1 pseudogene is annotated in these 381 nt (G+C 48.3%); it reads left to right on the top strand.

Annotated features, from left to right (window positions below):
- Nucleotides 1–197: 197 nt before the first annotated feature.
- A pseudogene (locus HR9077_RS02235) lies at nt 198–299 on the top strand (IS30 family transposase); the annotation flags it as partial.
- Between the last annotated feature and the right edge of the window lie 82 nt (nt 300–381).

Below are 381 nucleotides of genomic sequence, written 5' to 3'. Positions count from 1 at the left end.
AGTTGGTAGCTCTTGATTCCGGCAAACGAACCACCGTTGGTAGCGGTGGTTTTTTTGTTTACAGGACATGAGATTACGACGAGAGTAAAAGGATCACAAGAAGATCCGGCTGTTTACCAGTGATTTGGCTTCAGTATTGGTTTCCGCCTAGCGGGGCCTTATACGTAAAAATTCCACACCTGACTTATCACACAGGGGAGCTCCGCAAGTACCAGAGAGCACTGAATAGCAGGCCACGGAAATGTCTTGGATTCCGGCAACCTTCAGTGGTCTTTGCTGAGCTAAGACAGGCGGCTTAGCGTTGCACTTCGAACTTGAATCCGCCCAGAAGCATTCAGCAGAAGTCGCTAACGGTTTGCTTGCAAATGCTATCAATAATGC

Source organism: Modicisalibacter radicis, from assembly GCF_900961225.1.
In the GTDB taxonomy this organism is placed as follows: domain Bacteria; phylum Pseudomonadota; class Gammaproteobacteria; order Pseudomonadales; family Halomonadaceae; genus Modicisalibacter.
The sequence above is the reverse complement of the archived record's forward strand: the minus strand, read 5'-3'. Positions and strand labels throughout refer to the sequence as shown.